The sequence below is a fragment of the Sulfitobacter geojensis genome, assembly GCF_000622325.1.
GTDB classification, from domain to species: Bacteria; Pseudomonadota; Alphaproteobacteria; order Rhodobacterales; family Rhodobacteraceae; genus Sulfitobacter; species Sulfitobacter geojensis.
In genome coordinates this window covers 29,077-54,816 of sequence record NZ_JASE01000002.1, presented here as the reverse complement: position 1 = coordinate 54,816, position 25,740 = coordinate 29,077, and the positions used below count along the sequence as shown (strand labels likewise).

General features: G+C 55.6%; 29 protein-coding genes and 1 pseudogene. 13 read left to right on the top strand and 17 right to left on the bottom strand.

Annotated elements, in window-relative coordinates; genetic code table 11:
• Positions 1-10 precede the first annotated feature (10 nt).
• On the top strand, positions 11-1,753 hold the full coding sequence (locus Z947_RS0100595; protein ID WP_037938435.1) for a CocE/NonD family hydrolase: 1,743 nt from the start codon (positions 11-13) through the stop codon (positions 1,751-1,753).
• Between the two features lie 147 nt (positions 1,754-1,900).
• Here the strand turns inward: Z947_RS0100595 and istB are convergent, their stop codons facing one another.
• A complete protein-coding gene (gene istB, locus Z947_RS0100585) occupies positions 1,901-2,692 on the bottom strand; it encodes an IS21-like element helper ATPase IstB (RefSeq protein ID WP_025042377.1) in 792 nt (263 codons plus the stop codon).
• A complete protein-coding gene (gene istA, locus Z947_RS0100580) occupies positions 2,682-4,211 on the bottom strand; it encodes an IS21 family transposase (RefSeq protein WP_025042376.1) in 1,530 nt (509 codons plus the stop codon). The genes istB and istA overlap by 11 nt, the downstream gene beginning before the upstream one ends.
• 296 nt (positions 4,212-4,507) lie before the next feature.
• On the opposite strand from istA, the gene Z947_RS0100575 reads away from it, so the two are divergent.
• The 7 genes from Z947_RS0100575 (at position 4,508) to Z947_RS0100545 (ending at position 10,088) form a co-directional block, all read left to right on the top strand.
• Entirely contained in the window at positions 4,508-4,759 is a 252-nt protein-coding gene (locus tag Z947_RS0100575; RefSeq protein ID WP_025042375.1) for a hypothetical protein, read from the top strand.
• Positions 4,647-5,546, top strand: coding sequence for an HpcH/HpaI aldolase family protein (locus tag Z947_RS0100570; protein ID WP_338057814.1), 900 nt, complete (start codon positions 4,647-4,649; stop codon positions 5,544-5,546). Before Z947_RS0100575 ends, Z947_RS0100570 begins: the two co-directional genes overlap by 113 nt.
• A 172-nt stretch (positions 5,547-5,718) precedes the next feature.
• Positions 5,719-6,720, top strand: a complete 1,002-nt coding sequence (gene dctP, locus Z947_RS0100565) for a TRAP transporter substrate-binding protein DctP (RefSeq protein WP_081781077.1) — start codon at positions 5,719-5,721, stop codon at positions 6,718-6,720.
• 78 nt (positions 6,721-6,798) lie between these two features.
• Entirely contained in the window at positions 6,799-7,347 is a 549-nt protein-coding gene (locus tag Z947_RS0100560; protein ID WP_025042372.1) for a TRAP transporter small permease, read from the top strand.
• A 10-nt stretch (positions 7,348-7,357) separates the two neighbouring features.
• Complete coding sequence (locus tag Z947_RS0100555; protein ID WP_025042371.1) at positions 7,358-8,671, top strand: TRAP transporter large permease; 1,314 nt, start codon at positions 7,358-7,360, stop codon at positions 8,669-8,671.
• Positions 8,668-9,573 carry an SMP-30/gluconolactonase/LRE family protein gene (locus Z947_RS0100550; protein WP_025042370.1) on the top strand — a complete coding sequence of 302 codons (906 nt, stop codon included), beginning with the start codon at positions 8,668-8,670 and terminating at the stop codon, positions 9,571-9,573. The genes Z947_RS0100555 and Z947_RS0100550 overlap by 4 nt, the downstream gene beginning before the upstream one ends.
• A gap of 14 nt (positions 9,574-9,587) precedes the next feature.
• Entirely contained in the window at positions 9,588-10,088 is a 501-nt protein-coding gene (locus Z947_RS0100545) for an OsmC family protein (protein WP_025042369.1), read from the top strand.
• Positions 10,089-10,232: 144 nt separating this feature from the next.
• Here the strand turns inward: Z947_RS0100545 and Z947_RS22430 are convergent, their stop codons facing one another.
• The 9 genes and pseudogenes from Z947_RS22430 to Z947_RS0100510 all read right to left on the bottom strand — a co-directional run bounded on the left by Z947_RS22430 (position 10,233) and on the right by Z947_RS0100510 (position 14,112).
• Complete coding sequence (locus Z947_RS22430) at positions 10,233-10,634, bottom strand: type 2 periplasmic-binding domain-containing protein (RefSeq protein ID WP_276202368.1); 402 nt, start codon at positions 10,632-10,634, stop codon at positions 10,233-10,235.
• Positions 10,635-10,659: 25 nt separating this feature from the next.
• Entirely contained in the window at positions 10,660-11,127 is a 468-nt protein-coding gene (locus Z947_RS22425; RefSeq protein ID WP_052880561.1) for a type 2 periplasmic-binding domain-containing protein, read from the bottom strand.
• A gap of 60 nt (positions 11,128-11,187) precedes the next feature.
• Positions 11,188-11,891, bottom strand: a pseudogene (locus Z947_RS21720) (TRAP transporter large permease subunit).
• A 23-nt stretch (positions 11,892-11,914) separates the two neighbouring features.
• The gene (locus Z947_RS21715; protein ID WP_162171848.1) at positions 11,915-12,415 is read right to left on the bottom strand and encodes a TRAP transporter large permease subunit; all 501 of its coding nucleotides are present in this window, start codon (positions 12,413-12,415) and stop codon (positions 11,915-11,917) included.
• Positions 12,416-12,426: 11 nt separating this feature from the next.
• Positions 12,427-12,627 (bottom strand): hypothetical protein, encoded by a 201-nt coding sequence (locus Z947_RS21710; RefSeq protein ID WP_081781074.1) that lies wholly within the window; start codon positions 12,625-12,627, stop codon positions 12,427-12,429.
• A complete protein-coding gene (locus tag Z947_RS0100530) occupies positions 12,624-13,181 on the bottom strand; it encodes a TRAP transporter small permease subunit (protein WP_025042368.1) in 558 nt (185 codons plus the stop codon). Before Z947_RS0100530 ends, Z947_RS21710 begins: the two co-directional genes overlap by 4 nt.
• Positions 13,182-13,228: 47 nt before the next feature.
• Positions 13,229-13,483, bottom strand: a complete 255-nt coding sequence (locus tag Z947_RS0100525) for a hypothetical protein (protein WP_025042367.1) — start codon at positions 13,481-13,483, stop codon at positions 13,229-13,231.
• 18 nt (positions 13,484-13,501) lie between these two features.
• A complete protein-coding gene (locus Z947_RS22000) occupies positions 13,502-13,642 on the bottom strand; it encodes a hypothetical protein (RefSeq protein WP_156026597.1) in 141 nt (46 codons plus the stop codon).
• 185 nt (positions 13,643-13,827) lie between these two features.
• Positions 13,828-14,112, bottom strand: a complete 285-nt coding sequence (locus tag Z947_RS0100510) for a hypothetical protein (protein WP_025042366.1) — start codon at positions 14,110-14,112, stop codon at positions 13,828-13,830.
• Between the two features lie 108 nt (positions 14,113-14,220).
• Between Z947_RS0100510 and Z947_RS21345 the strand changes: the two genes are divergently transcribed.
• Positions 14,221-14,967: a GntR family transcriptional regulator gene (locus Z947_RS21345; protein ID WP_025042365.1), complete on the top strand. Its 747-nt coding sequence runs from the start codon at positions 14,221-14,223 to the stop codon at positions 14,965-14,967.
• Positions 14,968-15,002: 35 nt separating this feature from the next.
• Here the strand turns inward: Z947_RS21345 and Z947_RS22420 are convergent, their stop codons facing one another.
• The 3 genes from Z947_RS22420 to Z947_RS0100495 form a co-directional block, all read right to left on the bottom strand.
• The gene (locus Z947_RS22420) at positions 15,003-15,338 is read right to left on the bottom strand and encodes a substrate-binding domain-containing protein (RefSeq protein WP_052880560.1); all 336 of its coding nucleotides are present in this window, start codon (positions 15,336-15,338) and stop codon (positions 15,003-15,005) included.
• A gap of 80 nt (positions 15,339-15,418) precedes the next feature.
• A complete protein-coding gene (locus Z947_RS22415; RefSeq protein ID WP_052880559.1) occupies positions 15,419-15,787 on the bottom strand; it encodes a type 1 periplasmic-binding domain-containing protein in 369 nt (122 codons plus the stop codon).
• Positions 15,788-15,847: 60 nt separating this feature from the next.
• The gene (locus Z947_RS0100495; protein ID WP_025042364.1) at positions 15,848-16,531 is read right to left on the bottom strand and encodes an IS6 family transposase; all 684 of its coding nucleotides are present in this window, start codon (positions 16,529-16,531) and stop codon (positions 15,848-15,850) included.
• A gap of 428 nt (positions 16,532-16,959) precedes the next feature.
• Here Z947_RS0100495 and Z947_RS0100490 point away from each other — a divergent pair, with 428 nt between their 5' ends.
• Positions 16,960-18,120 (top strand): acyl-CoA dehydrogenase family protein, encoded by a 1,161-nt coding sequence (locus Z947_RS0100490; RefSeq protein WP_025042363.1) that lies wholly within the window; start codon positions 16,960-16,962, stop codon positions 18,118-18,120.
• Between the two features lie 29 nt (positions 18,121-18,149).
• Here Z947_RS0100490 and Z947_RS0100485 read toward each other — a convergent pair whose 3' ends face one another.
• Positions 18,150-18,995, bottom strand: a complete 846-nt coding sequence (locus Z947_RS0100485; RefSeq protein WP_025042362.1) for an HTD2 family dehydratase — start codon at positions 18,993-18,995, stop codon at positions 18,150-18,152.
• A gap of 357 nt (positions 18,996-19,352) precedes the next feature.
• Here Z947_RS0100485 and Z947_RS0100480 point away from each other — a divergent pair, with 357 nt between their 5' ends.
• Positions 19,353-20,912 (top strand): aldehyde dehydrogenase, encoded by a 1,560-nt coding sequence (locus Z947_RS0100480; RefSeq protein WP_240477487.1) that lies wholly within the window; start codon positions 19,353-19,355, stop codon positions 20,910-20,912.
• Positions 20,913-20,991: 79 nt separating this feature from the next.
• Here the strand turns inward: Z947_RS0100480 and Z947_RS0100475 are convergent, their stop codons facing one another.
• Both Z947_RS0100475 and Z947_RS0100470 read right to left on the bottom strand, forming a co-directional pair.
• Complete coding sequence (locus tag Z947_RS0100475) at positions 20,992-22,305, bottom strand: MmgE/PrpD family protein (RefSeq protein WP_025042360.1); 1,314 nt, start codon at positions 22,303-22,305, stop codon at positions 20,992-20,994.
• A 62-nt stretch (positions 22,306-22,367) separates the two neighbouring features.
• Positions 22,368-23,168, bottom strand: a complete 801-nt coding sequence (locus Z947_RS0100470) for an HpcH/HpaI aldolase/citrate lyase family protein (RefSeq protein WP_025042359.1) — start codon at positions 23,166-23,168, stop codon at positions 22,368-22,370.
• 209 nt (positions 23,169-23,377) lie between these two features.
• Here Z947_RS0100470 and Z947_RS0100465 point away from each other — a divergent pair, with 209 nt between their 5' ends.
• Positions 23,378-24,517 (top strand): CaiB/BaiF CoA transferase family protein, encoded by a 1,140-nt coding sequence (locus Z947_RS0100465; RefSeq protein ID WP_025042358.1) that lies wholly within the window; start codon positions 23,378-23,380, stop codon positions 24,515-24,517.
• Between the two features lie 71 nt (positions 24,518-24,588).
• The gene (locus Z947_RS0100460; protein WP_025042357.1) at positions 24,589-25,737 is read left to right on the top strand and encodes a CaiB/BaiF CoA transferase family protein; all 1,149 of its coding nucleotides are present in this window, start codon (positions 24,589-24,591) and stop codon (positions 25,735-25,737) included.
• The last annotated feature ends 3 nt before the right edge of the window (positions 25,738-25,740 follow it).

The following is a 25,740-nucleotide window of genomic DNA, read 5'->3' as shown; positions in this document are numbered from 1 at the left end:
AGGTTTTGAGATGTCTCACACAACATATCAACAAGGTATGAGGATTGATTGGGATGTGCCGATCACAATGGACGATGGGCTGGTTTTGCGGGCGGATGTGTTCCGCCCACAAGAGGAGGGGAAGTATCCAGTTCTCATGACTTACGGCCCCTACGCAAAGGGATTGGCCTTCCAGACGGGGTATCCAAGTGCGTGGAACAAAATGGTCAGCGAACACCCCGATGTGCCCCACGGTTCGTCCAATATCCACCAGAACTGGGAGGTGGTCGATCCCGAGAAATGGGTGCCCGAAGGATATATCTGTATTCGCGTCGATAGCCGCGGCACCGGCCGTTCACCCGGATATGTTGATCATTTTTCTCCGCGCGAAACTAAAGACTATTACGAGTGCATTGAGTGGGCCGGACAACAGGACTGGTCGACGGGCAAGGTTGGCCTAAGCGGTGTTTCGTATTTTGGGATCAATCAATGGCATGTTGCCTCCTTGCAGCCACCGCATCTTGCCGCAATGTGCGTATGGGAAGGCTCCGCAGACTGGTATCGCGACATGACCCATCACGGCGGTATCCTGTCTACTTTCTGGGCCAATTGGTATGATATGCAGGTGCGCACCGTCCAGCACGGATTGGGCGCCCGCGGTGGGCGTTCGCCGACCAGCGGCATGTTGATCTGTGGCGATGAAATGCTCTCGGATGCACAGCTTGCAGCGAACCGTTGTGATTTTGGTGACGAGATTCTAGCGCACCCGTTGGATGACAAATATCATAAGGAACGCTCGCCAGATTGGGACAAGGTCACCGTGCCGTTTCTCTCTGCTGCAAATTGGGGCGGCCAGGGATTGCACCCGCGCGGGAACTTCGAAGCATATATGCGCGCGGCCTCTGAGCATAAGTGGTTGGAAGCCCATGGTTTGGAGCATTGGACGCATTTCTATACGGATTACGGCCGTGAGCTTCAGCTCCAGTTCTTCAACTGCTTCCTCAAAGGTGAAGACAACGGCTGGGCCAATCGCAAACGCGTCCAACTTCAGATGCGCCATCCCGACAAGTTCGAAGAGCGTTTCGCCGAGGATTGGCCGCTGCCAGAGACCGATTGGCAGAAGCTCTACCTACAACCAGCCGCTCAGATACTCGCCGAAAGACCACCATCACAGGCCGCCGAAACTGACTTCGATGCGCTTGGCGATGGCCTCACCTTTGTGACTGAACCCCTAGAGCAGCAGACCGCGATTGCGGGCCCAATGTCGGCGCGACTGCGCGTGTCGTCCACGACTGAGGATGCAGACATTTTCCTTGTGGTCAGGGTCTTCACGCCCGACCTGCGCGAAGTCGTCTTTGCCGGTGCGATTGACCCCCATACGCCGGTGGCACAGGGGTGGCTGCGCGCGTCGCATCGCAAACTTGATCCGGTACTTTCGCGACCTTATCGCCCCTACCATACACATGACGAGGTCCAGCCACTTGAGCCGGGGGTGCCGGTCGACCTCGATGTCGAAATATGGCCCACAAGCATTGTGATCCCGAAGGGGTATCGCCTCGCGTTGAGTGTGCGTGGCAAAGACTACATCTGGCAGGCCAGCACCGGCGCACGGCTGTCCAACTTCAAGAACGAACTTTTGGGGTGTGGGCCGTTCCTGCACGATGACCCGCGAGATCGACCTGAAAATGTTTTTGGCGGCACAACAACTTTGCATTTGGATCCAAACAACCCTTCGTTTCTGATGGTGCCTGTAATAGCCGAAGGGGCACCTTAAGAACGCTTTTCCCTTAGAGCTTGGTCAACGCAGAGTTCTTGTGGTTAGGCCATTTTTTACCCTTGTGTAATTTGCGCTGTTGAATGTCATTGAGAACTGACCCGGTATTGTCACCGAGATTTGACCCGCCTCTATTGTTTATCAGCATTACGTTTTGGTCAATGCGGTGTGCTCCTTTGTTGTTTTCTTTGCAGCCTCTGAGCTGGCTTTGAAGCGATAGCTATCGTTTCCGGCTTCAAGGATGTGGCAGCGGTGCGTGAGACGGTCTAGCAGTGCAGTTGTCATCTTTGCATCTCCGAAGACCTGCGCCCACTCACTGAAGCTGAGGTTTGTCGTGATGACGACGCTGGTGCGCTCATAGAGCTTGCTCAGAAGGTGGAACAGCAGTGCGCCACCGGACGGGCTGAACGGCAGGTAACCAAGCTCGTCGAGGATGACGAGGTCGATCTTGGTGAGCATCTCAGCCATCTTCCCGGCTTTTCCGATGGCCTTTTCTTGCTCCAGCGCGTTGACCAATTCGACGGTTGAGTAGAAGCGCACTTTGCGTCTGTGATGTTCGATCGCCTGCACGCCGATTGCGGTGGCAACGTGGCTTTTGCCGGTTCCAGGTCCACCGATCAGAACGACGTTTTCCGCATTCTCTATGAACTCACCGCGATGGAGCTGTCGGACCGTGGCCTCATTGATGTCACTCGACGCGAAGTCAAAACCCGTCAGGTCCTTGTAAGATGGAAAGCGCGCGACCTTGGTATGATAGGCAATCGACCGCACCTCCCGTTCGGCCATTTCCGCCTTGAGCAGTTGGGACAACATAGGTGTGGCCGCTTCAAATGCTGGAGCACCTTGTGCAACCAGATCATCGACCGCATGCGCCATGCCATGCAGCTTGAGACTACGCAGCATGATGACGATGGTGGCTCCTGCTGGGTCATGACGCATTGCGCTTGCCTCCTGCCTGCCTGAGGTCGTCGTAGCGATCTACGTTTGCCTTTGGCGCGGTTTCCAAGGCCAAGGCATCTGGTGGATCAATTTCTGGATGATCTGTCTGCTTTGGATCTATCAGCCGATGCAGGAGGTTCAGGATATGCGTCTTGGTAGGCACTCCAGCTTCCAGCGCCAGCTCAACTGCTCGCAACACAGCGCTTTCGTCATGGTGTAAAACCAAAGACAAGATGTCGACCATCTCGCGATCTCCGCCATCCTTGCGCAGCATGTGGTTTTGCAGTCGACGGAATATGTCGGGCATCTCTGTAAACGGCGCTCCGTTGCGCAATGCCCCTGGTTTGCGTTGGATGACCGCCAGATAGTGGCACCAATCATAAATGACCCTGCCAGGCTTACGGTGCGATCGATCAATGATGCGGTCATGGGTACAAACGGTTTGCCCTTCAGCGGCAATAACCAACCGCTCTGGATAGACACGAAGGCTGACGGGGCGGTTCGCAAAGCTGGCAGGCACGCTGTACCGGTTGCGCTCGAAAGTGATCAAACACGTCGGTGACACACGCTTGCTGTGTTCGACAAACCCGTCAAAGGCTGGTGGTAGAGCCATCAGCACAGGCTTCTCAGCTTCCCAAGCATCAGCGATTGAGCCCGGCAATTCCCGGTGCGACGTCTCTGACCAGAGCGCAATGCAACGATCTTCAATCCACTGGTTCAGTTCTCGGAGATCTTTGAAGACAGGCATGACCTGCCACAACCGGTTCCGTGCATCACGAACGTTCTTCTCGACCTGTCCCTTCTCCCAGCCTGCTGCTGGATTGCAGAACTCAGGTTCAAAGACGTAATGACTGGCCATGGATTGGAAGCGTGCGTTGACATCACGTTGCTTACCGCGCCCAACACGATCCACGGCAGTCTTCATATTGTCATAGATGCCGCGCCCGGGGACACCACCGAACACGCGGAAGGCGTGCCAGTGTGCATCGAACAACATCTCATGTGTTTGCAAAGGATAGGCTCGCACAATGAAGGCCCGACTGTGCGACAGTTTGGTGTGTGCCACCTGCAATTTGACCCGTTCGCCACCAATCGTAGCCCAGTCTTCACTCCAATCGAATTGGAACGCTTCTCCTGGCTGGAAGACCAACGGCACAAACGTACCGCGTCCTGTCGTTAATTCTGCTCGATGCCGATCAGCCCGCCACGCGCGGGCAAAAGCTGCTACCCGCTCGTAAGATCCATCGTACCCGAGCTTAACCAGATCTTCGTACATCAGCTTAACGTTGCGCCGCTCTTTGCGAGACTTCCGCGTCTGCGCCAAAAGCCACGCCGACAACCGATCCGCATAAGGGTCCAACTTGCTCGGCCGCGACGGCGTCTTAAACCTTGGCTCTACCGCGTCCTCGCGGAGATACTTTTTAATGGTGTTGCGAGACAGCCCAGTGCGCCGCGCAATCTCTCGTATCGGCATTTTATCACGCAATGCCCAGCGTCGTATGACACTCAAAAATCCCATGTCGATCACTCCAAATCCCCCTGAACGAAAACGTCAGGGCCATGTCTTCACATGGGTCAATTCTCAGTGACAATTTATGGGGTTACCGGGTCAGTTCTCAGTGACATTCAACATACAGATCGCGCGAGGAATCCTCACGGGTCGTTCGCGAAACGAGAGAAATTCAGCCAGATCAAGACCAATGGGTTGGGCAAGAAACTGTCAGGGGGTGGTTGGCTCTCAGCATAATATTGATAATATTATTGACATCTTATGTAGCCATTGGTTATTGAGCTAAAAATGATGGGACGAATTGAATGGATGACACATATCCCTCCTTCTCTGTGGCAGCGCCGCCAAACCTCGGGCGGCATGACCAAGAGGCTGCTGGCGCCATCGGTTTCGGCAAGATGATTTTGATCCGCGCCCGCATAGGTTCCGATCTTTCACAGGCCAATGAAACGGCCGGAGGATTGGACAAGGCCATCTTCAACGGGGCGCCCAAAGCGATTGCACCGGCGGTCTCAACATTCACTTTTTCAAACGCGAGCCTTTGCCATGCGAGTTAACCAGATCAGAACGCGCCTGGCGTCGGGTGATATTGTAATCAACGCGTGGCTTTCTATCCCATCAAGCTATTCAGCGGAGGGAATGGGGCACTCCGGGGCGCATTCAGTCACCATAGATCTACAGCACGGGATGTTGAGTTTCTCCGAAACGCTTCCCATGCTTCAAGCGATCTCGGCCACCTCCGCAACGCCCTTGGTGCGCGTGCCTTGCCTCGATGCCGCACAAATCATGCAAGTGCTCGACGCCGGAGCCTACGGTGTCATCTGCCCGATGATTTCGACCCCCAAACAAGCTGCTGAACTTGTCGCTGCCTGTCGCTATCCACCGTTCGGCAAGCGCAGTTTCGGCCCGTCGCGCGGCCTGCTTTACGGCGGTTCGGATTACGTCCAGAACGCCAATGACACCGTCATGGTCATCCCGATGATCGAAACCGCAGAGGCTGTCGCCCGGATCGAGGAAATCCTTTCCGTGGACGGAATCGACATGATCTATGTTGGCCCGAACGATCTCGCCTTTGAGCTTGACGGGCATGTGGATTTTCCACGGCCAAAATCCGAAGCGGCCATGGTGACGCTGCTCGAGGCGGCGAATCGTCACAACATACCTGCTGGTATTTTCTGCGGATCGGCGGAAGAAGCCCGCAAACGCGCCGCGCAGGGGTTTCGATTGGTGACACCCGGCAATGACTTTGCCCATCTGACAAAAAGCATGAAGGCGGCTGTTCAGCTGGTCCTTAACGACGCCGCCGCGCTGGAACAGCAAGCCGCCGTCAGTCACGGCTATTGAGCGATCCGTTGCTGGGAGAGGGTCGAATTATCACATAATTTCAACGACTTGTACGCGCGATGAATATTCAATATTATTATTGACAATTTAGTGGATAATAATAAGCTTCTTGAACACAACGCGGTTGCACGATGCCTGTGCACCCGTCTGGCATCCAAAGGGAGGACTTGGAATGTGGAATCGACGGATCATGAAATATGTCGCGGGGCTTGCCGTAGGCCTGGCCGCGCAAGGGGCCATGGCTCAGGACGTGAAATGGGATCTGGCCCTGTTTGGAAGCCCCGCCTTTCGGGTCGCGGGTGAGGCCTTTGCTGATTACGTAAATCAGAACAGCGATGGCAAGATGGAGATTGTCGTTCACAACGGAACACTCTCACCCTCGCGCGAAATTCTGGACAACGTGTCGATCGGCGCGTTTCAGCTCGGATACGTCATTTCCAGCTATCACCCCGGCAAGAACCCGTTGATTTCGGTGCTTGACCTGCCGTTCCTTCCGATTGACTCGATGGAAGCCCGCATGGAGATCAGCGAAGCACTCTACAAGAACGAGATGGTCCTCAAGGAATTTGCCAAATGGAACTCTATGCCGATGATGGGTGTTGTCATGCCCCACTACGAGATCATGGGTAAAGGCGACGTTCCAAAGACGCTTGAGGACTTTGACGGTTTGCGCATCAAGGCGACAAGCGGCATGGGGGATGCGTTGGCACGGTTTGGTGTCAGCCTTGTGCCGCTCAGCGGCTCCGAGCAATACAACGGTCTTCAGACCGGCGTAATCGACGCCGCCGCGGCCACACCATCCGGTCTTGGAGGAGCCAAGCTTTACGAAGTCGCGGATTGGTATACCGTTGGCATGAGCACCGGCTCGGCAAACGTCACGCTTGTGGTCAATGCAGATGCCTATCAAGGGCTTCCCGAGGAACTAAAAGCCGTGCTGGACGACGCCAAGGCCCACGCTTATGCCGAAACGATCAAGGCCCAGAACGGGGCCGCCGAAAGTTATCAGCCGGCCATCGAGGCCGCTGGACTGACCCGTTTCGAAGTCCCCAAGGAAATGGTGGACAAACTCCGTGCCGAAGCGGCCAAACCGGTTTGGGATGCTTATGTCGAAGACATGGAGAGCAAGGGGTTGCCTGGTCAGGAACTCTTGGACTTTGTCCTGAACTGGAAGTGACGCAGCTATGAGGGGCGGCCAGTGTCTGGCCGCCTTCCTTTCTGAAACCTATCAAAACCGGACGGGAGTGGAACAAAAATGCTCGGTATTCTTGACCGCTGGCTGGGGCGCCTTGAATTCACCACGGCCGTGATCGGTGGCGTGACCATCCTTGTGCTCATGTTCCTGATCACGGCCGAAGTGCTGTCGCGCAAACTCTTCAACATACCGATACGGGGACAGGTCGATTTCACCTCGCTAAGCATGGTGACCTTCAGCCTTTTGTGCATCTCGCATTGCTACCGGCAGGCGGGTCACATCCGCATGGATATGCTGCAAAAGATGACCAGCGGCCGGTTTTCCTGGGCAACACAGATCTTTGCGACCTGCGCCGGTCTGTTGTTGATAACGGCGATCCTGCCGGGAACCTGGACCCATTTCTTGCGGGCGTGGTCGCTGGGCGACACCACAATCGGCATCGGACTTCCGACCTGGCCATCAAAGCTGGCCGCCCCGATCGGCCTGGGCATTCTCTGGCTGAGGTTGACGCTGGAGCTTTGGGTCTATGGTCGGCTGATCTGGAACCCGGACCTTGACCCGATTGGCGTGCCTGCCGCCCCCCCTCCAACCGATCACATGGACGCATGAGGCTATAACAATGGATCCGCTTACAATTGGATATCTCGGCTTTGCGGCGCTCATCATGATGGTGATGATGGGCGTACACATCGCCTTTGCAACGGGTGTCGTGGGGTTCCTGGGCATCGTCGCGCTCAAGGGCTGGACGGTGGCCGCGAATATCTCGGGGATCATCCCCCACAGCACGGGATCGAACTATCTCTTCAGCGTCCTGCCAATGTTCATATTGATCGGCTTTTTCGCCCATGCCTCTGGAATGGTGCAGGGCGCCTATCGCGCGGCGCGGGCCTGGATCGGGTGGATGCCCGGTGGCCTTGCCATCTCGACCGTTCTTGCGGCTGGCGGGTTCGGGGCGGTTTCGGGGGCCAGTCAGGCCACCGCCGCCGTCTTTGCCCGCGTGGCGATCCCGGAACTTCTTAAGCTGAAATACAACCCGACGATTTCAGCGGCCGCCGTTGCGGCATCGGGCACGCTTGCGTCCCTCATACCGCCAAGTGCCGCACTGGTTGTCTACGGGGCGATCGTGGATCAATCCATCGGGCGCTTGCTGCTGGCCGGCTTTGTCCCCGGCATCTTCTCGGCGCTGCTTTACGCGGGCTTCATCCTGCTGCGCTTTTCGATCTCTCCCGATCTTGGCCGCCCAATCAAGGGCATCACCTGGGCAGAGCGCGGGCGATCCATTCCCGGTGTGCTCCCGATTGTACTCGTTATGGTGATGATCCTTGGCGGCATGTCCACCGGCTGGATGACCCCGACCGAGGCTGGCGCGGTCGGCGCAAGCATCGTCTTCGTCTACGCGCTGATGCGCCGCTCCATCACCTTCAAGGGGCTCAACACATCGCTGGTGGAAACCGCAAACCTCACGGTGATGCTGTTCTCGACATTCTGGGGCGTGTTCATCTTTTCGCGGTTCCTGGCCTTCACAAGACTGCCGACCGAAATCGCCGAATGGCTTGTGGCCCTGCCCTATTCGCCAACGACGATCCTTGTTGCGATCCTTCTGGGCTATGCGTTTCTGGGCATGTTTCTGAGCGCATCAGGCATGATGTTGCTGACCCTGCCGGTGATCTTTCCAGCGGTGGTGGAACTGGGAATTGACCCGATTGTCTTTGGTATCCTCGTGATCAAGATGGTCGAAATCGGCCTGATCACACCGCCTGTCGGCCTGAATGTCTATGTCGTCGCCAGCATCCGAACCGACATACCCATCGGGGGCATCTTCAAGGCCATCTGGCCTTTTGTCCTGATCGACGTGCTGACCGTGGCGCTGCTGATCCTCTTCCCCGCGATTACGACATTCCTGCCAAATCTGGTGCTCGGAGAAAGCTTATGACCGACCAGCCCGCAAAGTTCACAGTTCGCAACGACGCTTTTTTCGACTGTATGGAGCCCGGCGCGACCCTTGAAGTCGTCGCCAACGGCTTTGGCTTTACCGAAGGGCCGATCTGGCATCCGCGCGAAAAATGGCTCTTGTTCTCGGACATCATGGAAAGCCGTCAATACAAGTGGTCAAAGGCCGACGGCCTCACACCGTTTCGGATGCCAAGCAATCAGGCCAACGGCAATTTTTTCGATGCCGAGGGGCAGATCGTAAGCTGCGAACACGCCTCCTCCAGTCTGGTTCTGCATGACCATGACGGCAAGCGGGTCAAACCCATCGCAACCCATTTCGAGGGCAAGGAGCTGAACAGCCCCAACGATGTTGTCCGCGACAACGCTGGCCGCATCTGGTTCACCGACCCGACCTTTGGCCGCATCCGCGAACCGCTAGGCATATTGCGAGAGCCGATGCTCGACTTTCAGGGCCTATTCCGGCTTGACCCGGACGGCAGCCTTCATGCCGTGATCCGCGACTTTCAACAGCCCAACGGCCTGTGCTTTTCCGCAGACGGACGCCGGCTTTTTGTCAACGACAGCTGGGGGGAACACATCCGGGTCTTCGACCTCAAGGACGATGGCAGCGTGACCGGCGGCGAGGTCTGGGCCGACATCACCGGTGACGGTGAGGGCGTTCCAGACGGCATGAAATGCACCCAGGACGACAAGATCCTGTGCAACGGCCCCGGCGGGGTCCATATCCTGTCGCAAACCGGGGAAACCCTGGGGGTCATCCTGATGCCCGAGAAATCCACGAATTTCTGCTTTGGCGACGATGGGCTTTCGACGCTCTACGTCACCGCGTCAACATCCGTTTACCGCATTCCGACCAAGATGGTCGGACTGGCAATGATCTAAAGGAGACACATGAAATGAACACCGCAGTATCAGAGGTCGATCCCGGGCTTGACCCGTCCAAGGCCCACATCATTCACCCCCGCGTCACATCCGAGAATGTTCAGGGAACCACGGTTCGTGTGACCACCGACGACCATGCCTGGATCATTGATGAGCCCAAGATCAAGGGCGGCGCCAACCTTGGCCCGACCCCGCTTGAATCTCTGCTCGGCTCATTGGCCGGTTGCAAATCGGTTGTTCTGCGGCTTGTCGCCAATGCGATCAACTTTGACTATTCTGGATTGAAGGTCGATTGCGTGGGCACCGCCGACCTTCGCGGCGCGCGCGGTGTAGAGGGTGTCCGGCCCTATTTCACCCATGTCAAACTCACGCTTGACCTGACCACCGACGAACCGGCGGACCGGATCGACCTGTTGAAACGCAACGTGGAACTGCGCTGCCCGGTCATGAACCTGTTTGACAGCGCCAATGTCGAAATGGACGTTACCTGGAACATTATCCCCGCGAAGGGCTGACTGGCCCAAAGGTCAGAACATCCCGGTAAGGCGGATGTTCTGGCCGCAAGGTTTTCGCACCTCGCTGACCCCACCTCTTCCAACGCCAGACATGTTTCAGCGGGCCATCCGCAAATGGCCCGCTGATTTGCATTTTCGGGGCGATCAATCGACGTAAGCGATTTCGCTCCACAGTTTATATTTCTCGCGGAAGGCCTTGTAGGAGGCGTAAACCCGCATCAGGCTTTCGGCACAGGCCGCCTCGATAATCGCCTTGTGGGACGACGACAGCGCCTCCCACTTGTCGAGGTTCATCGCAAAATCCTGAACGCTGGATTGCTGGTGCCAACCGGGGAAGTGATAGTTGTCGGCCAGCTTGTAAAAGCCAAAGCTCACATCCACACCGGGGTTCGCAAACTCCGCCCCGTCGATTGTCCCGCGTTGCAGCGCCGGGGCAATGTCATCCCCGGCAAGCAGCTGGGTTGAAACACCGACTTTTTCAAGCGTCTTGCCACCCAGCCCGAAGATACGGAACTTCAGCCCTTGCAGATCGTCGAGGCTCTCGATCGGTTCGCTGAACCAACCGGCCGCCTCAGGCGCGATCCATCGAACAGGGAATGCCCTTCACATTGAAAGAGGCATAGATCTCGTCATAAAGTTCGATCCCGCCACCGTGGTAGAGCCAGCCCAGCATCTCGCCCGGCGACGGGCCAAAGGGCACAGAGGTAAAGAGAACCAGCGCCGGGTTCTTGTTGGCATTTGTCCCGGTTGACCCCCAGGCCGCATCCAGCGCACCGACGGTCAGGGAATCGAAATATTCGATGGCCGGAACCAGCGCGCCGGGCTCGTAATGGCGGATCTCCAACGTGCCGCCGGACATTTCGCTTACCCGGTCGGCAAAGATTTTCGCGTTGCTGCCAAGGATTTTGACATTGCTGCCCACCGTGGTGTGCATGTTGATCACAACCTTGTCCTGGGCAGCTACCGAATTGGCAAACATGCCAACCCCGATCGCCGCCGCAATCGCGGTGGTCTTGAGTGATGTTGTATGGGTCTTCATGGGTATCCTCCCTTTGGATAGTGGTTACAGTCGAGGGTCATTTCGCGCGTTTCCGCCCGATCACAGGAACGAGGTCGGCAGCCACAAGGCGATGCTCGGAAACCGCATCACCGGGGCGAGGCAAATCAGCTGGATCAGCACGAAGGGAATAATCCCAAGGTAGATGTCCTTGAGCTTCACCGATGCAGGCGCCGCCCCTTTCAGGAAGAACAGCGAAAACCCGAAAGGCGGCGTCAGGAACGAGGTTTGCAGGTAGATGGACATCAGGATCAGGAACCAGACGGACACCTGCCAGGATGGCAAATGATCACCAAAATTCAGACCCGCGATAATCGGCGCAAAGATCGGCAAGACGATCAGCGAAATCTCCAACCAGTCGAAAAAGAACCCAAGCAGGAAAGAGATCGCCATGATCAACAGCAGCAAACCCCAGGACACCAGGCCGAGACTGTCCACAAAGTCGATGATGATGTGATCACCGCCAAGAACACGGAGGAAAACGAGGTCGCCGCGATGATCAAAAGAAAGATCATCCCCGACATCTGGCAAAGCTCCTCCAATGCGCTGTCCAGGGACTTCCAGAACCGCGCAAAGGGACCATCGGTGTCAGTGCCCTCGTTGCTTTCGAGGGTCGGAATGACGTTTGGATCAATGCCGAACCGGTCATACACGCGGTTGACGACAGGCTTGTAGAATAGCGCAAGAAGTATCGCCCCAAAGGCCCCAACGCCTGCGGCTTCGGTTGGTGTTGCCCAGCCGAACAGGATCGACCCCAGAACCAGAAAGATCAGGAAAGCCGGGGGAAAAGCCCGAGCATCACGATCATCCCGGTGGCACTTGGGCTGATCGCTGTGCCCTTGGGCGCTGGTGCTGATTTGGGCGAAAACATCGCGAAAATAAGCACATAAACGATATACATGCTGGCAAGAAGCAGCCCCGGAAGGAGCGCGGCAAAGAACAGGTCCGCCACCGACTGGCCCAGAAGTTCAGCCATGATGACCAGCATGATGCTGAGGGGAATGAGGATGCCCAACGTGCCCGGCGCCGCGGCCGTCCCGGTCGCCAGACGCGGGCGATAACCGCTGGACAACAACAGCGGCAACGTCAGGACAGTCAACATGGTGATCGACGCCCCGATGATACCGGTGGCCGCGGCCATGATCGTGCCGATCAGCGCAGCCGCAATCGCCAACCCGCCGGGCAGGCGGCGCATCAGCAGATACATGCAAGACACAAGGTCGCGTCCGACCCCGCTGCGTTCCAGTATGAGGCCCATGAGAACAAACATGGGGATCGCCGTCATGACCAGATTTTCCGCGACACCCCCCAGATCCGGGGCACCGTCGAAAAGAACTGAACGAAGCTGAATTGATCGAAAACCATGCCGATCAACGCAAACACCGTGGCCGACCCACCAAGCACGAAGGCAACCAGATAGCTGGAAAACAACAGTACCGCGACAGTTGCAAACATGATGATCGGGAGCATTTCAACGCTCATGGCTTTTGCTCTTCCGTAAATTGGGGATTGATAAGGCCCAGAATGGACCGGGCCAAAGCGGACAGGGCGGCCAGAACCAGGAGGCTAAGTCCCAGCGGCAGAAAGAACTTGATGATCCAGCGATGGGGGATGCCAAGTGCGGCCTTGGATGGCTCGTCAATCACGTAGGACTGCCAAAAGAACTGGCTTCCGAAATAGATAAGCAATCCGAGATAGGGCAGAGCCAGGATAAGGATGCCCAGGATTTCGATCGTGTGTTTCATGCGCGGCGAGAAGCCGGAATAGAACAGGTCAATGCGGACATGCCGGTTCTTGACGTATGAATACCCAAGGCAGAGCGTGAAAATGACAACATGCATGTGCCATTCCAGCTCCTGAAGCCGGGTCGATCCCAGGACGAAAAACCGCCGTGTGACCAGATCGAAAATCGTTGTGACCAATAAGATCAACGTGGCCAGCTTTGCCACCGGGACAAACCCCAGAATGATACGATCCGCCTGCCCTGCAAATGACCGGAGCACACTGACGCTTGGGGATTGCTCGGAACGGGTCACGGCAAATCGTCCTGAAAGTGCCGATACTCCCCGCCGATCTTATTGGCCTAACCGGCCACCGCCGGAATATAGGTCTCGGACAGTTGGTAATCGTCTTTCAACCAAAGCTGCGCCATATAGCGCAATTGCGTCTGCAGCTCTGCCGGCAGTGACTTCGACGTGGGATCCCAGCCCTTCATGGCCTGGGCGCTGTCGAAGGTCCAATAGGTCCGGTAACGGGAGATTTTCAGGTATCCGGCATCCTGTGTTGTGGCGATGCCGTAGGTGCCTTTGTATCCGACACCCACCCCCAGTTTTTCCAACCCTTCTGCAAGGTCTTTTTAGTTCTCACGCAGCCAGGCGTGGAAGGCCCGGATGTCTTCGGGGGGCACCGAGAAAACCCATTTCACGAAAAGCGGTGCAAAGAGATGCACGCCTTCGGCGTCTATGTCGTCGGGGATAGACCAAACCAGTCTTGGCATGATTGGCTCCAGTTACATCAGTTTGTTACGCGGCAGGTATTTTAATCCCCCGCGAATTTGTAGGCCGGACCAAACACCGCCGGGATATAGATCTCTTCCCAGGAACCAGCGTCAGCCATCCAGAAATGCGCCAGTTCATTTGCCCGGCGCATGTATGGCGCGCCGCTTTGGTCGCCATCCGGGTCCTAGGCCTTCAGGGCGTCCTTGCTGTCAAAGGTCCGATACCGCCGAACCGCGTCATAGCCCGAGGCGGGATCGACCACGCCAAACGTCCCGAAATAGCCGACACCCCGGCCCGAGGCGGCAAGCTCAGTGGCAAGCGGTGCTTCGTTCTCGGTCAGCCAGTCATGGAAATCTTCGACCTTATGCGCATCGACATCGAAGACCCATTTGACGGTCGCAAGGGCAAAAAGATGGGGTCCAAGCTCCGCGTCAGGAACCTCGGGAATCGGCCAGTCGAGATCGGGCATGATGCACTCCGGTTGTTTGGTGGAGGTCTTTTTGCACGATCGTTGACATTTTTATCAATATTTTGATCTTAGAATTATCGAGGCATCACAGAGCACCCATCACCGCTTGTGCTTTTTGTTGATAATATGCTTAATAATTTTGAAACTTCGGGCCTGCCCGGCTCCAAATTCGCGCTTCCGAAAGAGGTCATGGGGGGAAGAATGCCAGACACACTTGTATACCAGCTTGAGAACGACATCATCTTTGGCGCACTTGCCCCGGGCACCCGGATCATCGAAGATCGCGTTATCGAGCGCTATGGTGCCAAGCGGCATTCGGTGCGGCGGGCATTCCACGAATTGGAAAGCCGGGGTCTGCTGGTTCACATCCCGAACAAAGGGGTTGAAGTCGTCCAGTTCACACCGGACGAAGTCGATGCGCTTTACGACGTCAGGCTGATCCTCGAAACCGCAGCGGCCAAAAGAACGGAGCTTCCGGCACCGACAGAAGTGACCCGGAAATTACGCGAGATTGCGGAAAAGCACGCAAACGCCATCGCCCAGCAGAACTTTCGCGGCGTCTATTGGTTGAACCAGGAATTTCATACCGTGCAGTTTTCATGCTGCGGAAACCCAAGGCTTGCCACGCTGATAGAATTGCACGCACGTATTGCCCAGCCCATCCGCGTCATCAAATACGACGACAAGGCTCACATGGATACCGTGGTCGGACAGCATTATGCCATAGTCGAAGCTTTGGAAGGCGCGTCACAGGAGCAGTATGTCGAAGCAACCAGAAAACACCTGCCGGCATCGGCAGAGGCCTATCGCAGCCACTATGAACGAAGATACGGCCGCAGCCATTCAAACGCCTGAGCGGAATGTGTCAGCACGTTCGCGGAGCTGACCGGTCAAGACCGGTCTTTTACACGCGCCTGCACATCCCCAAGGTCGATCCGCGGCTCCAAAATACGGGTTCTTTTCGCCGGGTCGTCCCGATTTGCAAGACGATCCAGGATGATAGAAACCGCCGCTTCACCGATTTCGCGGCGTGCGGTGCGTGATGTCGCAATCTTTCCGGGCAATCCTTCAAGAAGGCTCAAACCGTTGAAACCGGCCAATGCCAGGTCTTGCGGCACGTCAATACCAGCAGCGACACAATGGCAAAGCCCCCCGAAGGCAAGGTCGTCGTTGGAAAAATAGATGCAGTCAAGGTCAGGCTGGCGCGCCAACAGTTCCGCCGCCATGTGCCGCCCGCAAGCAATCGCAGAGCCTTCGGATCCGCCGGCAAAGCCATCGCATCGACAAAATCGAGTCCCTGTTCACGCTATCTGTCAAGAAACCCCATCTTGCGCTTGCCGGCCCTCACATCCTTGTCGAGATTGCACCCGATATAGCCGATCCGACGCATGCCAGCCGCCAGCAGCTCTGCCGCCATGTCGTAACCCGCGCGGCTGTGCGAAAACCCGACACAGGCATCAACCGCATCCCCATCACAATCCATGATCTGCACAATGGGAACGCCTGCGTTTTGCATCAGCGACCGCGTGTCTTCAGGTTGATCCAGACCCGCAACAATCAGCCCCGCAGGCCGCCACGACAGCATGTTGCGAATGGTCTCGTATTCGGCCTCCGGGTTGTAGCCGGTCACGCCGAAAACCGGTTGCAGCGGCGTGCCTTTCAGGGCGTCGGTCACGCCGGGGTTCTGTCGCAAATTTCGGAGATGTGTGAGAGCAAGCCTTTTGTTTGGACACATTTATGCAGCGAGCGCGGCGAAGGTCTGAAACGGGGAGTGTCTCGCATCGCCGATTTGCCCTTTCCTGATCATGTGCGCTGTCTCGATCCCCGCGAGGGTCGCTTGAGCGGCATCGAAGGATTTGAAGCCCAGCATCGGGCGGATGATTTTCTTGATAAACCGATGATCCTGTTCGATCAGGTTATTGAGATATTTTACTTGCACGACTTCGATCAGCCAGCACCAGCCTACCAGGATCAACGCTATGTTCATGTTGTCGAGGCCGGCCATATTGGCACCGCTCTTGTCGATCACCACCTTGTCCGGCCAACCATTTCGATCGATTGTCCGCCGGAAGAATTTGGTGGCGGCGACCTCATCGCGCCTCTCGGATAGCATGAAATCAAGGGTTTGCCCGTCTCGATCCACTGCCCGGTAAAGATAGGTCCAGTTCCCCTTCACGCGAATATAGGTCTCATCCATGCGCCATGAACGGGCGGTTGCCGACTTACGTTGCTGGGCCGCAGCAGCGATCAGCACCGCATATTTCACCACCCAGCGGTTCAGGGTTGCATGGCCAACATTGACACCACGCTCGGCCATAATCTCCTCCAGATCGCGATAAGAAACCGCGTAGCGGACATAGAAGAACACCGCATACAAAATGACGTCCTTCGGATAATGGGCACCCTTGAAGTCAATCATTGCGTTATCTCGTCAGTAATGGAGTTCGGATCGTCGACCTACCGAAGTCATGCACAAACTGAAAGGTCCCATCAAAATTTGCGACAGAACCCATGCTGTCGCCCCCTCTCACACATGCTTTGCATGTGTTGCCGGCAATGGTTGGTTTCGAAGAAAGACAGCTCAAACTGAGAAAGTCAGGTGTCTAGGAAACCAGGGGCACCTCAAAACGGGGTCTTACCATTCAAGCAGTTTGCAGCGCTCGCAGCATAACTGCATCCAATGGTTGCTGACTTTTATACCTCAAAATATTCGCGGCAAAACCCTCCAAAGTGCTGTCTTAATACGCGAAATTTGATAGCAGTATGGCAGCTATTGGTAATGCCTATTTGGTGCACGGATTGGTGCGAAAGTAGAAAGGGGTAGGTTCAAAAAAGCCAGAGGATTGCATGGCATATTCAAACAACGACTTTGAAGATATCCGTCGAGGCGTGAGGGGTGTATGTTCCCAGTTTCCGGAGGAATATCATCGAAAAGTGGACGAGGAGAAAGCATATCCCAAAGCATTTGTCGATGCCCTTACCAAAGAGGGGTGGATGGCGGCACTGATTCCCGAAGCCTACGATGGGGCCGGGTTAGGTCTGACAGAAGCCAGCGTCATCATGGAAGAAATCAACCGTGCGGGTGGCAATTCTGGCGCATGTCATGGCCAGATGTATAACTTGAACACGCTCGTCCGGCACGGGTCAGAAGCCCAGAAACAAGCAATATTGCCAAGGATTGCGGCGGGGGAATTGAGTCTTCAATCAATGGGTGTGACCGAACCGACCACGGGAACCGACACCACAAAGATCAAGACAACGGCCGTTAAGAAGGACGGGCGCTATATCATTAACGGGCAGAAGGTCTGGATCAGTCGCGTGCAGCATTCTGATCTCATGATCTTGCTGGCGCGTACCACGCCCCTGGCCGAGGTCGAGAAGAAGTCAGCCGGGCTATCAATTTTTCTGGTGGACATCAAAGAGGCGATGAGATCGGGTATGAGCGTTCGTCCTATTCGGAATATGGTTAATCATGAAACCAATGAGTTGTTTTTTGACAACCTCGAGGTCCCTGAGGAAAACCTGATCGGGGAAGAAGGCCAGGGTTTCAAATACATCCTGACCGGACTGAACGCGGAACGTGCATTGATCGCGGCGGAATGTATTGGGGACGGGTATTGGTTTACGGACAAGGTAACAGCCTATGTCAGTGAACGGCAGGTTTTCGGTCGACCGATTGGAATGAACCAAGGTGTGCAGTTTCCCATCTCGGAGGCATTTGTCGAAGTCGAGGCTGCCAATCTGATGCGCTACAAGGCTTGTGCCCTTTATGATGCAGGGCAGCCCTGCGGGGCCGAGGCGAACATGGCCAAATACCTTGCTGCTAAAGCCAGTTGGGAGGCGGCGAACGCTTGTCTTCAGTACCACGGCGGATTTGGGTTTGCCAATGAATATGACGTTGAACGAAAATTCCGTGAAACGCGACTATATCAGGTTGCGCCGATTTCGACAAACCTGATCCTGTCCTATGTCGCCGAACATATCCTGGGAATGCCCCGATCGTACTAGGCCGGTCAGGCAGGGGTTGCCTGGTTCGCCTACGCAAAAACCGCCTCGACCTGCATGCCCAAACCCCCGGACGGAGTGCGCGCCCAAGCCGTAGTAAGTCCCGGTTTTCGATTGAGAAAAATACCAAACGGTTCTGTACCAAAAAGAGGACTGACAGCACGACATGTCAGGCCGCGAAGTAGTCCCGTCGATTTACGCAGGGCAAAATCCGCCAACAGCGTCGCTGTTAGCGGACCATGGAAAACGAGATCGGGATAGCCTTCGGCCTCACGGGTGTAATCCCGATCGTAGTGTATGCGATGCCCGTTGAAGGTCAGCGCAGAATAACGGAATAGCATAACAGCAGATGGCGTCACCAATTCGTAGTCGGTATGTTCCTGAGGACAGGGGACGGGCGCTGGCTGTTCCTGACCGTGAACCGCAGCTTCTCGGTATACGATGTCCTGCTGCTCAGTCCAAAGATTGGTCTCCGAGCGTAAAAACTCATGTTGGACAGTTACGAAACACAGCGCGCCCGACTTGCCGATCTTGGGCTCAACCTTTCGGATTGTCGAGCGTTTAGTGATTTCTTCGCCGATGCGTAAATCGCCCATGCATTCGAGTTGGGAACCAGCCCACATGCGCCGTGGCAGGGAAATGGGTGGCAGAAAACCTCCATTTTTTGGATGGCCATCTCGCCCCAGTTCAGCCAGCGGTACGGGGGTGTGAAAATATAGCCACTGCCACAATGGCGGCAACGTGTCCCCCGTGGCCAGCGGCTTGGCTTCGGGCAGGATACTTTGCATGAGGGTTGCGGTTTTGGCAGAGATCACGTCGGTCATCTCGATTCTGTTTCCGACCCAGTTTGCCAGATATTTCTGGTTTTCGACTCTCATTATTTGTACCCTTGCGAGCTGGCCGTACGCAATCAACCACCCTGAAATTGTGTTTCGAATACCCCCTGTGTTCGGCTGATCCTTGGGCTGGGCACTGCGCGCACTGCAGGAAAAAGTAGCCGTCAACCAGATGGGATCCGGTGCGGATCATTCCGATAATTTAGGCAACACTAAACGGTTTCCAGCGCTTTGGGCATTAGCAAATGACTATAGCCCAAATTCACAAAAACTATTTAACCTTGCAATAGCATGTCCTCAAGATATCCAAAACACAAAACTGGGTCAGCCACATCAACGGCAGTTTCGGGGTGCAAATTTTGGCGCAGAAACGGCGGGATTTCTCGTGAGGTTACGACGATGTTTGGTCGGCTTGATGATGGGCAAAAAAGGCCAACGGGCATAGGGCTCCGTTCGCAACTGAAGTGGAAAACGGCAATGAAAATTTTTCAGAATTTCATCAATGGGGCCTTTGTAGATCCCGAAAACGGGGAATGGTTAGACACCAAAAACCCCTATACAGGGCAGGCTTGGGCGCGGATACCGCGCAGTACCGGAAAAGATGCGGATGTCGCGGTGTGTGCGGCCAGAACCGCAATGACGACGGGACCTTTCGCCCGGATGTCTGCCACCGAAAGGGGGCGTCTGCTGCGCAACCTTGCCGATATTATTGAACGTGAAGGCCCGCGGCTGGCTGAAGTCGAGGTGCGCGACAACGGCAAGTTATTGGCTGAAATGGGCGGGCAACTGAAGTATATTCCCGAGTTTTGGAATTACTATGCAGGTCTTGCAGACAAGATCGAAGGTACGGTGGTTCCGATCGACAAGCCCAACCATTTTGCCTTTACGCGCAGGGAACCCATGGGTGTTGTCGCCGCATTGACTGCGTGGAATTCGCCTTTGATGTTTGTGGCATGGAAGGCTGCACCCGCTCTGGCAGCAGGGTGTTCAGTGGTTATCAAACCATCAGAATTTGCGTCGGCCTCGACGCTTGAATTTGCGAAACTCACTGTGGAAGCGGGCTTCCCGCCCGGTGTCTTCAACGTCATTGCAGGCTTCGGGGACGAGGCCGGCGCCGCACTGGTGGAACACCCTGACGTAGCGAAACTGACCTTTACTGGATCGGACACCACAGGAGCGCGGATCTATGCCACTGCGGCGAAGAAGTTGAAACGGGTGTCATTGGAACTGGGTGGCAAGTCGCCCAACATTGTCTTTTCAGATGCAAACCTCGATGCAGCAGCATCAGGTGTGGTGTCGGGCATATTCGCTGCAACAGGCCAGACCTGCATCGCGGGCTCCCGGTTGCTCGTTCAGAATTCGATCAAGGACGCCTTTGTCAAAAAGCTGCTGAAACTGGCTAGAGCGGCGAAGATTGGCGACCCGATAGAATCCGATACGAATATCGGCCCAGTCACGACACCTGCCCAATACCGTAAGGTGCTGGATTATATCGACGTCGCGCTGGCTGAAGGCGCCAAACTGGTAATCGGCGGGAAGCCCGCAACTGGGCCGGGGGTGCAAGGCAACCAATTCATAGAGCCCACGATTTTTACCCAAGTGACGAGCAACATGCGTATCGCACAAGAAGAGGTGTTTGGTCCGGTCCTTTCGGTCATTGGCTTTGATGATGAAGAAGACGCTATACACATCGCAAATGACGTGATCTATGGTCTGGCTGCCGGGGTCTGGACACAGAATATCGGTCGTGCTGTTCGGATGTCTGACGCATTGAAAGTAGGGACGGTTTGGGTCAATACCTATCGAGCCGTTAGCTATATGATGCCCTTTGGTGGAACAAAGATGTCCGGCATTGGCCGTGAAAACGGAATTGAAGCAATCTCGGAATTTCTGGAAACCAAAGCGGTGTGGGTTAACACCTCGGACGAATTTCCAGCCAACCCCTTTGTCATGCGATAGGCGTGACACGCCCCCTGATAACAGTAGGTTTGTCATAGGGTACGGGCAAGAACACGCTGTCTTACATCAATCGAACTCATTAGTCACTCCGGATCAGGGCCGCGAGTTCTCGGACCGAGACAATGTCCAACCTTTCGAATTGATCGAAGATCAGTTTACCCTTTTCGCCAATCGTTGACACGGCTTTGACCGTCAGACGGTCTTTCAGGAAGACGTTGCTTTGCGGCGCATCTAGATCGTATCGGGCATTTATCGTCTGCCCGTCGCTAAGCGCGATTTCTACACGCGCTTGGAGATCGGTAACGCCGGGGTCACCCAGCACCTCGACTTTCTCGGCGAAAGCTGATAATTCGGCATCTTCAGCAAGCGTGTCCGTATATGCTCGATTATCGCCAGTCTTGTCACCGCGAAGGGTCATCCCAGCGAGCCAGGCGTAACTGAACTTGACTTCTAACCCGTTGCGCGGTGCCTTTTTGTCGCAAACGTTCAGCCAGCGCGGATTAGTATAGAGCGTGATCTTTTCGATTTCGTTCAAGCCACCTAGTTTCTGGCGTTTGGCACGCAGGGTTTCGATCATCGCATGGATGCCATGGCAACAGGCATGCAGTTTGTATTTGTTTTCGTCAAAAAGAAATGCTTCTTGGGGACTCGGTATCCAGGCCTCATTCACAAATATTTCGTCTGCATGGGTCGTCAGGAACCCTTGATGCGCCTCCAAACCGTCATGGGTTGATGTAATGCCCAAAGCAGCCAATTGCGCACATTCCACGCCGTTGCTTGCTGCTATGCCGGCGTTATAGGGTTTGCCCATCGTACCAAACTGCGAGCGCAAACCAGACGCACGTGTGGCACACAATCCGAGCGCATGGCGTAATTCATCCCCGTTAAGCTCATAAAGACGTCCAGCCGCTATGGTCGCCCCAAAGGCACCCGCAGTCGCGGTCTGGTGGAAGCCGCGGTTATAATGCCCCACGCCCAAGGCAATGCCGACGCGGATTGCGGCCTCGGCCCCAATCAGAAAGGCCTTGACCATTGTGCGAACAGAAGCGTCGACTTCCTCGGCCACGACAAAGGCTGCTGGAAATATTCCAACAGACAAATGTCCGACATGCCGGAAGTGAGTGTCGTCAAAATCCAGCGCATGACTGATTGTGCCGTTCGCGAGGGCGGCCATGCGAGCGGGGGCCATACCGCCGCCAAAAATTGACGCGACCTCGTTTCCCGCTTCGTTTCTTGCAAAGTCGCGCATCTTTTCTGCGACGGGTTCATCCTTGCCAGCGATTCCGCACACCATCCAGTCGAGCAATGACAATCGCGCTTTTTGTAGTGCAGATACGGGCAATCTGTCCGCAGGCGTTTGGGAGAGTTGAATCAGGTTATCAATAAAGGCCATATTTTATCCCCTTGTGCACTGATCTAGTAACGGCGCGGCTTCCCCAACATTTCAGTCAGTGTTTATGTCGAAAGGCGTGTATCCAGAATGCTTTGCGCCTGTTTGATAACCGGCGCATCAACCATCGCACCATCCACATTCGCCACGCCATTGTTTTGGGCAGCCGAAGCCATCACTCGCGACGCCCACGACACCTCCTCATCGGTCGGGGTAAACCCCTCGCGGGCAGGTCTGATTTGGGCGGGGTGGATCAGCAGCTTGCCGCGAAACCCCATTTCGCGTCCGTGACGGCCTTCAGTGATGATTTTCTGCATGTTTTGGATTTCGGCTGTAACGCCATCAATCGGCGGTGTTTGGCCCGCAAGGCGCGCCGCCAAAACCAAATTGGCGCGGGCATGCAAAAGCGCGTGACCTTCATGCGCGATGCCGAGATCAGCCGCATAATCTATGGATCCAAACGCCATACGTGCACATGATGCAGCGATGCTATTGGCGTTTGCCAAACCTCGGGCGGATTCAATCAGGGCTATGACGGGCTTGCCGGTCCGCGCGGCTATCTGTTTACAATCATCCGGATTTTCGGCCTTTGGCAACATGATCGCGTCTAGACGCATATCTTTGCAAGCTAAGATATCTTTTGCATGCTCGCTGGTGTTACTGTCATTGATGCGAAGGATCAGCGGTACTGCAATTTCGGTACCCGCTAGCGTCGTCTCTACGGCTTGACGCATCGCGTCCTTCTGATCGCCATTGACCGAATCCTCGAGATCAATAATCACCGCATCCGCCCCCGACGTGACGGCCTTTGCAAGCCGTTCCAGCCGGGTTGCCGGCAAAAAAAGTGGAAAATCAATTTTGTCCATAACCCCTCCTAAGCAGGTGCCCGTTGAAATGAAATCGGGCGCATGCAGCGCCATTGTCGGCAGGGAAGCCCCTAAAAGTCCAGAGAACGAAAGGTGGCTATTTGTTTTGTCTATAGCGATGAACAAAAACAAGTATTTCTGGCTGCTTCGGGAAAATGATCTGTTAGATCATATTCTGACTAGAGCTGGGCAACCTGAAAGGACCACGAATGTTGAATGGCTTGGAGGGTTTGCTTGTTGTGTCGGTAGAGCAGGCGGTCGCTGCACCCTATGTATCCGGGCGGTTAGCCGATGCCGGCGCACGGGTTATCAAAGTCGAACGTCCCGAAGGGGATTTCGCGCGGGAGTATGACCATCTGGTCAAAGGCGAAAGCGCATATTTCGTCTGGCTGAACCGTGGCAAGGAATCTGTGTGTCTGGACCTGCGCGCCCCCGCTGATCGCGAGGTTTTCGAGGGCATGCTCAAAGTTGCGGATGTCTTTATTCAAAACCTTGCGCCCGGTGCAATTGACCGACTGGGATATGCACCCGACATGCTGCGCGACCAGAACCCGCGCCTGATTACCCTGTCGATTTCCGGGTATGGTGACGAAGGACCGTATAGCAAACACAAGGCCTATGACCTGCTGGTTCAGGCCGAATGCGGGCTTTCTGCGATCACGGGCAATCATGCCGGACCTGCGCGGGTTGGTGTTTCCGTGTGCGATATTGCCTGCGGGATGACCGCCTATCAGGCTGTGCTTGAGGCGTTGTTGGCACGGGCAAAAACCGGGAAGGGCCGGCATATTTCGGCAAGCCTTTTCCACTCACTGGCCGATTGGATGAACGTGCCCTACCTGCAGTATGTTTATGGTGGCAAAGAACCCGTGTGCAACGGGCTGGAACATCCTACAATTGCACCGTACGGCGCTTTTCCCGGATCAGACGGAAAGCTGGTGTTGCTGTCTATCCAGAACGAACGTGAATGGGTTGGCTTTTGTGAAATGGTCCTTGAACGACCTGAGCTGGCCACGGATCCGCGCTTTTCTAGTAATACCAAAAGGGTCGAAAACCGCACCGCTCTGGACGAAATCGTATGCCATAAATTTTCGACTCAAACCCGCGATGTTCTGTCGGATCTCTTGCACCGGGCTGGCATCGCCAATGGTCGGGTCAGCACGATACGCGATTTGGCTGAGCATCCGCAAAATCGTCTGGTTGAAATAGACACACCCGCAGGCCCGATCGAGATGTTGTCGCCTGGGGCATTGGCAGATGGTGACGCGCCGGCCTTTCGTCCGGTTCCGGCGCTTGGCTCCAATACCGAGGCCGTTCGCAAAGAGTTTCGGTCCAAGAAACGTGTTGCCTGAAGAAACACAGAGAGGGATCCAGACGTCTTGTTGATAACTCAATAAATCTGCAATCGAAAGGATCTTTGCGAATGTCTAAAATTAAGCCGACCGACGGCCCTTTGTCCGGACTGCGGGTCATCGAGTTGGCGGGGATCGGTCCTGCACCTTTTGCGTGTATGATGTTGGCAGACATGGGCGCACAGATCATACGCGTGGAACGCCCGGGTCAAAAGATGGTCAAACCCGAGCTGAATTTTATGATCCGCGGTCGTCAATCGGTGGCGATCAACATGAAAATGCCTGAGGGGCTCGAAGTAGTCCTGCGGCTGATCGACAAGGCAGACTGCCTGATCGAGGGCTATCGTCCAGGTGCGATGGAACGGCTGGGTCTAGGGCCAGATGTCTGCTTAGGGCGCAATTCCCGATTGGTTTATGGTCGGATGACGGGATGGGGCCAGGATGGAATGCTGGCCCAGTCCGCGGGGCATGATCTGAATTATATTGCAATCACCGGCGCGCTTTGGGCTTCTGGATCGCGCGACCAGGCACCGGCCTTTCCAATGAACCTTTTGGGTGACTTCGGTGGCGGCGGCATGTTGTTGGCATTTGGTGTGGTAAGCGCCCTGTTGCGCGCGACAAGAACTGGGCGGGGCGATCTGGTGGACGCGGCCATTTGTGACGGGACTGTATCCTTGATGACCATGATCTACTCGATGCGCGCGCGCGACCTCTGGGAGGACAGGCGCGCGGCAAATTTCTTTGACGGAGGTGCGCCTTGGTACAATGTATATGAATGTCAGGACGGCAATTGGATCACCATTGGCGCGTTGGAACCCCAATTCTGGACCCGCCTGTTGGAGCTGTTAGAAATGGACCCCGCCAAATTTGGTGATCATCACGATCCAAAGTCATGGCCGGATATCCGCCGTTGTTTTACCGCCTTGTTCTTGAGCAAACCTCGGGACCACTGGTCCGCGCTCTTGGAAAATACGGATGCATGCTTTGCTCCGGTCCTGAGCCCAGCGGAGGCTGCATTTCATCCTCATAATAAAAGCCGTAGGTTGTTTTCTGATGATGGACTGTCGCAGCCTATGCCAGTCCCCCGTTTCGCCGAAGCCCGCACCCCGCTGCCTTCGCCACCGCCGAAGCCCGGTGCGGACACACGCCAGGTGCTGGAGGCAGCTGGATTTTCTAAAAACGAAGTCGAGCGCCTGTTCGAAAAAGGCGCAGTGTCCTGACCC

What these genes read in the sequence shown, in the direction of transcription:
- Z947_RS0100595 (WP_037938435.1), top strand. Translation starts at nt 11, where the DNA reads ATGTCTCACACAACATATCAACAAGGTATGAGGATTGATTGGGATGTG.
- istB (WP_025042377.1), bottom strand. Translation starts at nt 2,692, where the DNA reads ATGCGTCATGACCCAGCAGGAGCCACCATCGTCATCATGCTGCGTAGT.
- istA (WP_025042376.1), bottom strand. Translation starts at nt 4,211, where the DNA reads ATGGGATTTTTGAGTGTCATACGACGCTGGGCATTGCGTGATAAAATG.
- Z947_RS0100575 (WP_025042375.1), top strand. Translation starts at nt 4,508, where the DNA reads ATGGATGACACATATCCCTCCTTCTCTGTGGCAGCGCCGCCAAACCTC.
- Z947_RS0100570 (WP_338057814.1), top strand. Translation starts at nt 4,647, where the DNA reads ATGAAACGGCCGGAGGATTGGACAAGGCCATCTTCAACGGGGCGCCCA.
- dctP (WP_081781077.1), top strand. Translation starts at nt 5,719, where the DNA reads ATGTGGAATCGACGGATCATGAAATATGTCGCGGGGCTTGCCGTAGGC.
- Z947_RS0100560 (WP_025042372.1), top strand. Translation starts at nt 6,799, where the DNA reads ATGCTCGGTATTCTTGACCGCTGGCTGGGGCGCCTTGAATTCACCACG.
- Z947_RS0100555 (WP_025042371.1), top strand. Translation starts at nt 7,358, where the DNA reads ATGGATCCGCTTACAATTGGATATCTCGGCTTTGCGGCGCTCATCATG.
- Z947_RS0100550 (WP_025042370.1), top strand. Translation starts at nt 8,668, where the DNA reads ATGACCGACCAGCCCGCAAAGTTCACAGTTCGCAACGACGCTTTTTTC.
- Z947_RS0100545 (WP_025042369.1), top strand. Translation starts at nt 9,588, where the DNA reads ATGAACACCGCAGTATCAGAGGTCGATCCCGGGCTTGACCCGTCCAAG.
- Z947_RS22425 (WP_052880561.1), bottom strand. Translation starts at nt 11,127, where the DNA reads ATGAAGACCCATACAACATCACTCAAGACCACCGCGATTGCGGCGGCG.
- Z947_RS21715 (WP_162171848.1), bottom strand. Translation starts at nt 12,415, where the DNA reads ATGTTTGTTCTCATGGGCCTCATACTGGAACGCAGCGGGGTCGGACGC.
- Z947_RS21710 (WP_081781074.1), bottom strand. Translation starts at nt 12,627, where the DNA reads ATGAGCGTTGAAATGCTCCCGATCATCATGTTTGCAACTGTCGCGGTA.
- Z947_RS22000 (WP_156026597.1), bottom strand. Translation starts at nt 13,642, where the DNA reads ATGCCAAGACTGGTTTGGTCTATCCCCGACGACATAGACGCCGAAGGC.
- Z947_RS0100510 (WP_025042366.1), bottom strand. Translation starts at nt 14,112, where the DNA reads ATGCCCGATCTCGACTGGCCGATTCCCGAGGTTCCTGACGCGGAGCTT.
- Z947_RS22420 (WP_052880560.1), bottom strand. Translation starts at nt 15,338, where the DNA reads ATGGCGGCGGAACTGTTGGCGCGCCAGCCTGACCTTGACTGCATCTAT.
- Z947_RS0100495 (WP_025042364.1), bottom strand. Translation starts at nt 16,531, where the DNA reads ATGATTGACTTCAAGGGTGCCCATTATCCGAAGGACGTCATTTTGTAT.
- Z947_RS0100490 (WP_025042363.1), top strand. Translation starts at nt 16,960, where the DNA reads ATGGCATATTCAAACAACGACTTTGAAGATATCCGTCGAGGCGTGAGG.
- Z947_RS0100485 (WP_025042362.1), bottom strand. Translation starts at nt 18,995, where the DNA reads ATGAGAGTCGAAAACCAGAAATATCTGGCAAACTGGGTCGGAAACAGA.
- Z947_RS0100480 (WP_240477487.1), top strand. Translation starts at nt 19,353, where the DNA reads ATGTTTGGTCGGCTTGATGATGGGCAAAAAAGGCCAACGGGCATAGGG.
- Z947_RS0100475 (WP_025042360.1), bottom strand. Translation starts at nt 22,305, where the DNA reads ATGGCCTTTATTGATAACCTGATTCAACTCTCCCAAACGCCTGCGGAC.
- Z947_RS0100470 (WP_025042359.1), bottom strand. Translation starts at nt 23,168, where the DNA reads ATGGACAAAATTGATTTTCCACTTTTTTTGCCGGCAACCCGGCTGGAA.
- Z947_RS0100465 (WP_025042358.1), top strand. Translation starts at nt 23,378, where the DNA reads ATGTTGAATGGCTTGGAGGGTTTGCTTGTTGTGTCGGTAGAGCAGGCG.
- Z947_RS0100460 (WP_025042357.1), top strand. Translation starts at nt 24,589, where the DNA reads ATGTCTAAAATTAAGCCGACCGACGGCCCTTTGTCCGGACTGCGGGTC.